General features: G+C 62.6%; 1 protein-coding gene. It reads left to right on the top strand.

Annotated features, from left to right (window positions below):
- Positions 1 to 6,768: non-ribosomal peptide synthetase (locus tag FEZ59_RS29595; RefSeq protein WP_242459970.1), on the top strand; the 6,768-nt coding region annotated here is incomplete at both ends.

Raw genomic sequence — 6,768 nt, 5'->3', positions numbered from 1 at the left:
CGGGGGATGTGGTGCGGTGGGGGTGTGGTGGGGTGTTGGAGTTTGTGGGGCGCACGGATTTTCAGGTGAAGGTGCGGGGGCAGCGGGTGGAGTTGGGTGAGGTGGAGGCGGTGTTGGCTGCTCAGGTGGGGGTGGCTGGTGCGGTGGTGGTGTTGCGGTCGGGTGTGGGTGGGGATTTTTTGGTGGGGTTTGTGGTGGGTGAGGTGGGGGTGGTGGTCGATGAGGTGGTGGTGTTGGAGGGGGTGCGGAGGTCTCTTGCGGGGTTTATGGTGCCGTCGGTGGTGGTGGTGTTGGGGGAGTTTCCGGTGACGGTGCATGGGAAGTTGGATCGTAAAGCCCTCCCGGACGTCAACTTCGAACCTCAATCGCTGCAGTATGTTGCGCCGCGAACGCCGGTCGAGGAGACGGTTGCCGCAATCTTCGATGATCTGTTGGGAACGTCGACGGTGGGCGTGTACGACGATTTCTTTGCCCTTGGTGGGAACTCTCTGAGTGCAGTCAGGTTGGTTGCGCGAGTGAATTCTGTTCTCGGCGAACGGATCGACATCCGCGACGTCTTCGATGCTTCTACCGTTGCAGCGCTGGCCGAGTTGGCGCAGTGTCGCGGAGGAGAGGGGGCCAAGCCGGCGTTGAGGCCGCGGGGTGCGACGACGGATATCCCACTTTCGCCGGCGCAGGAGCGAATGTGGTTTGCGAATCAGTTCGACCCCGAGTCCGCCGCCTACAACGTCGCGTGCGCGTTGAGGCTCGACGGCACAGTGAATCTGAGTGCACTTCACGCGGCATTTGTCGACGTCGTCGAGCGGCACGAGTCCTTGCGCACTGTTTTTCCTCTCACTGACGACGGCCCGCGTCAAGTGATCATGTCTACCTCACAGGTGGTATCGGATCTTGCACCGATACTTGTGCAGGGAGAGGAAGAGCTGCGCGAGCGTTGCCGGCAGATCGTTTCGGATGGTTTCGACGTCCTGCAGCAGGTCCCGATGCGCGCCACCTTGTTGCGGCGAGACGACCAGGTCCACTCGCATGTCCTGGTGATCGTGATTCACCACATCGCCGCCGACGGATTCTCCACGGTACCGCTGGCCCGAGATCTCATGAGCGCATACACCTCCCGTGTGAGCGGCGAGGCTCCTCGGTGGGCGCCGCTCGAGATCCAGTACGCCGACTATGCGTTGTGGCAACGTGGTTGGTTGGGTTCGGAATCCGACTCTCGGTCTTTGATCTCGAAACAGCTCGCCTATTGGGTCGAGAATCTTGCGGGTGCACCGGAAGTTCTCGACATTCCGACCGATCGTCCGCGCGGTGATGTGCGTTCGCTTCGACGCGGACGGATTCGGTTCGAGTTCAGTCCGGAGGTTCATGCCGGTGTGGTTGCCCTGTCGCGCAAACACAACGCCACCGTCTTCATGGTTGTGCACGCAGCCTTGGCAGTGCTGCTGGCGAGGCTCAGCGATGAGGAGGACGTAGCCGTCGGAACTCCGATCGCCGGGCGTGGGGAGCGCGAACTCGACGACCTGGTGGGCATGTTCGTCAACACGTTGGTCTTGCGCACTGCAGTGGACCGCGGCGCGACTTTCGGGGAGTTCCTCGACCAGGTCCGAAACGTAGATCTGAGCGCCTTCACTCATGCGGACGTGCCGTTCGAACGAGTCGTCGAGATAGTGAATCCTTCACGTTCGACGGCATACTCGCCCCTGTTTCAAGTCATGTTGGAGTTCCAAGACATCGAGCGACCGACACTGGAACTTCCCGACCTGCAGGTGACCGACGTGGGTGTCGAGATCGACACCATCACCTTCGATCTGCAGTTGACGGTGGCGCAGAACACTGGCACCGCCGGTGAATCGGATGGTATTCGTGCTGAATTCGGATATGCCGCAGATATTTTCGACGAGGAAACAGTGGGGAGCTTCGTCGACCGCCTGCAACGGATTCTCGAGTACGTCACCACGGATCCGCAATCGCGGATCGGAGATATCGATATCCTCGACGCCCGTGAGTCAGCCGAACTGGTACCCGTGCGAGGTGTGATCTCCACCGCTGTTCAGACCCTTCCCGATTTGCTCACGACAGCAACAGATATGGCGACCGCCCAGGATCTCGGCGCCGTCGCGCTGGTGTTCGAGGAACGTGAAGTGACCTATCTCGAACTAGACGCACAGTCGAATCGATTGGCCCGCATGCTGATCGAATCCGGAGTGGCTCCCGAAACGGTGGTGGCGATGTGTCTCCCACGCTCCGTCGAGTCCGTTCTGGCGGTGTGGTCCATTGCCAAGACAGGTGCAGCATTCCTTCCCGTGGACCCGGGACTTCCTGCTGCACGTATCGAGTACATGCTGGGCGACTCCGGTGCAGCGTGGGGGATAACGACCCGAGCTCACCACGCAGCATTGTCCGGCCTCGTGCCGTGGCTGGTCCTCGACGATGCCGGTTTCGAGGAACGGCTGTGGGCGTACTCGCCATCGAAAGTCACCGACGAGGATCGGAAGGCACGGATTCGAATCGACAATCCGGCCTATCTGATTTACACCTCGGGATCAACGGGAACACCCAAGGGTGTGACGGTCACTCATCGCGGGTTGAGCAACTTTGCTCTCCAGGAGCGCGAGACATTCGCCGCCACGACCCGATCCAGAACTCTGCACTTCGCTTCGCCGAGTTTCGACGCTTCGGTTCTCGAACTCATGTTGGCCGTTGGTGCGGGATCCACGATGGTGATCGTGCCACCGACCGTCTACGGCGGGTCGGAGCTGGCGGCGTTACTGGAGCGCGAGCGCGTCACCCATTGTTTTGTGACTCCGGCGGCTTTGGCGTCCGTCGCCCCAGACGGACTCACCACTGTCGGTTGTGTCGTGACAGGTGGGGAGGCCTGCCCGCCGGAATTGGTGGCCCGCTGGGCGCCGGGCAGAAAGATGTTCAACGCCTACGGTCCTACCGAGGCAACTGTGGTGTCGAGCATCAGTGCGGCACTGGCTCCGAACGACCCGGTCACCATCGGCGCACCTACTCGCGGATTCAGCGAGGTAGTGCTGGACTCGCGTCTGAGAGCGGTGCCGGTAGGTGTCGCGGGAGAGTTGTATCTTGCCGGACCGGCTCTCGCTCGCGGCTATCACCGGCGATCCCCGTTGACCGCCTCGCAGTTTGTCGCAGATCCCTTCGGTGCGCCGGGAACGCGGATCTATCGCACGGGCGATCGCGTGCGGTGGACGCCCGACCGACAGCTGGAGTATCTCGGGCGCACCGATGCCCAAGTGAAAGTCCGTGGGTTCCGCATCGAACTCGGGGAAGTCGAGGTGGCACTGCAGACGCACCCGCGCGTGGCCCAGGCGGTGACGGGCGTCTGGAACGGCGACGGCAGGGATCGGTTGAACGGCAGGGATCGGTTGATCGGATACGTGGTTCCCGATCGCGGAGCGAGTGTCGATCCGCGAGACGTCCTCGCGCATGCAGGCAAGCGTCTGCCGTCGTATATGGTGCCTGCGGCGGTGGTGGTGCTCGACGCACTTCCGCTGACGGTTCACGGAAAACTGGACCGCGCAGCGCTTCCCGCACCCGATTTCTCGTCCACGGCCACACCCGACCGGACACCGCGAACGGAAACCGAGAATCTTCTTGCCGCTCTGTTCGCGCAGGTTCTCGGCCTGGACACCGTAGGAGTGCACGATTCGTTCTTCGAGCTCGGCGGAGACAGCATCATGTCCATCCAATTGGTGGCCCGCGCTCGCGATGCTGGTGTGATCATCTCGCCCCGAGACGTATTCGACCACAAATCTGTTGCTGCGCTTGCCGAGTCGGCGCACGTGGAGCAGGACGGTCCTGATGTGCTCGTGGAGCTACCCGGATCCGCTGTCGGAACTGTTCCACTGAGCCCGGTGGCGCAGTGGATGCTCGACCGCAGCAGTGGCGGGCTGCGTGGCGGCGAATTGAAACGGTTCTCCCAGGCGCTCTTGCTGACAGCTCCCGCTGATCTCACCCAGGATCTCCTTGTCCGTGGTCTCCAGGTGTTGCTGGACCGCCACGGAATGCTTCGAGCGCGCTTGGGCGAGAGTGACCGGGTCATGGAAGTCCTACCACCCGGCTCGATCTCGGCCGAAGGACTGATCCATCGAGTAGCTGTCGGTTCGGTGGACGACGAACGTTTCAGGGCCTTGGCGTCGGGAGAGCTCGAGGCCGCTGCCGACAGCTTGGATGCCGCCGCGGCCGACATGGTGCGCGTGATCTGGTTCGACCTGGTCGACAAACCCGACTTGTCGAACCAGCGGGGCCGACTACTTGTGGTGATTCATCACCTGGTTGTCGACGGCGTCTCGTGGCGCATTCTGGTCACCGACCTGGCGACGGTGACAGCACAACTCCGGGCCGGTGTCACGCCCGAACTGCCACAGATCGGAACGTCGTTCCGGCGATGGGCGCACGGGCTTGTCGAGCACGTGGGCGACCGGGGCGTCGAACGGGACATGTGGAAAACGATCCTTGACGGCGATGACCCGCTGATCGGTTCGCGCCCACTCGATCCCACGATCGACGTCGACGGCACGGTCGACACCGTCACAGTGGACATCCCGCCTCCGGTGACCACGAACCTACTCACCACGGTTCCTGCGGCATTCCACGCCGGCGTGAACGACGGACTCCTCACTGCTGTTGCGTTGGCCTCGATCGAGTGGCGACGACGCCGCGGTATGGATACCGCTGCCGCCCTGATCACGCTCGAAGGACACGGCCGCGAGGAAGGAGCGGTTCCTGGCGCAGACCTCGCGCGCACCGTTGGTTGGTTCACCACGCTCTACCCGGTGCGCGTGGACCTCGGCGGACTCGACGTCGACGACGCGCTGGCAGGTGGCGCCGACGCCGGACGGGCTCTCAAAGCCGTCAAGGAATACGTGCGTGCGATCCCCGATCATGGAATCGGATTCGGGATGTTGCGCTACCTGTCGGGCGGGAGCGAACCACTCGGCCGATTCCGTTCTCCTCAGATCAGTTTCAACTATCTGGGCCGGATCAGCTCCTCTGACGGAACACAGGACTGGCTGCCGGTGGAGGGCAATCGAAAGCTCGGCGGAACCCAGAATCGGTCCATGCCTGTGGCGTCCGTGATCGACATCAACGCGGCGGTTGAGGACCATGTCGACGGGCCCTGCCTGACAGCATCTTTCACCTTTCCCCTCGGAGTGCTCGACAGGTCTGACATCGCGGAGTTCGCGGAACTGTGGCGTCGTGCGCTCGACGGACTCACCGCGCACGCATCGCGACCTGATGCGGGCGGTCTGACGCCGTCGGACATTCCCCTGGTCTCGGTCGCCCAACAACAGATCGAACGCTGGGAGAACGACTTCCCCGGATTGCACGATGTCTGGTCGGTGTCGCCCCTTCAGGCCGGGCTGATGTTCCATGCCTCACTGGCGGCCACGTCGACGGACGTCTACACAGCGCAGTTGTGCGTCGAGCTGGAAGGAGCGGTTGATTCCGAGCGTTTGCGCGGCGCTGCTGCCGGACTACTGGCAAACCACCCGAATCTGTGTGCAGCGTTCGTCTACGACGCACACGGCCTACCGGTGCAGTTGATTGTCGACGATGCAATGATTCCCTGGACCGAGGTCGACCTGAGTGATTGCGGATCGGCAACCGAAGCAGAGCTGGAGCGCCGCCTCGACGAGGATCGCAGCGCACCCTTCGACCTCGCCTCGCCGCCACTGCTTCGGCTGACGTTGCTGCGAACCTCGCCGACGAGGTGCGTGTTGGTGGTGACAAACCATCACATCGTTCTCGACGGTTGGTCGATGCCGTTGCTGGTACGCGAACTGCTGATGAGATACGCGGACGACAGTCTCCCGGTCGAGAGCGTCCCAGCCGATCAGCCCCAGACTCCGTCGTACCGCACCTATCTGGAATGGTTGGCGTACCGCGACATCGAGACCTCGCTCGCGGTCTGGGAGGACGCCATGGAAGGCGTCGACGAGCCGACGTTGTTGGCGGCTTCGGCGCCGACCGCCGATCAGGTGGTACCCGAAGAGGTCGCCGTCGATCTGCCCGATTCGGTGCTCGACGGACTCGGTGGGCTGGTTCAGCGGAGCGGGATCACGATGAACACGGTGATCCAAGCGGCGTGGGGTGTCCTGTTGTCTCGAATGCTTTCCCGCGAAGACGTAGTCTTCGGCGTCACAGTCTCGGGCCGCTCACCTGAATTGCCTGGTGTGGAAAACATGATGGGGCTGCTGATCAACACATTGCCTGTCCGGGTGCAACTGGATCCGGACGAGACGTGTGCACAGCTGTTCGCTCGACTACAAGGCGAGCAGACAGCTCTGCTCGATCATCACTATGTCGGACTCGGCGCGATTCAATCTGCCGTAGGGACAGGCAATTTGTTCGACACACTGTCGGTCTTCGAGTCGTATCCGATCGATACCTCGGGGATGGACGGGAACACCGACATAGCCGGTATGCGCGTCACCGCTGTGAATGCCCGCGACGCCACGCATTACCCGCTCACCGTGCTGTCGGTCGCGGAACCGACGCTGCAGGTGAGCCTGCGGTATCAGCCGGCGGCATTCGACCGCGCCGCGGTCGGCACCATTGCACAGCGAATGTCGCGAATTCTTGCCGCCTTTGCAGCGAACGCGGATACATCGGTCGGTGAGTTCGACGTGTTCGTCGCGGGTGAGCGTGGGTTGGTGGTGGGTGGTTGGGATGGTGTGGGGGTTGCGGTGGGGGGTTTGACGTTGGTGGATGTGTTGGATGGGCGGTTTGCTGGTGTGGGTGGTG

It is taken from the genome of Rhodococcus sp. MS13 (genome assembly GCF_013277835.1).
Taxonomy (GTDB): Bacteria; Actinomycetota; Actinomycetes; order Mycobacteriales; family Mycobacteriaceae; genus Rhodococcus_F; species Rhodococcus_F erythropolis.
Note: the sequence above shows the minus strand (reverse complement) of the source record. Positions and strands in the feature narration are given on the sequence as shown.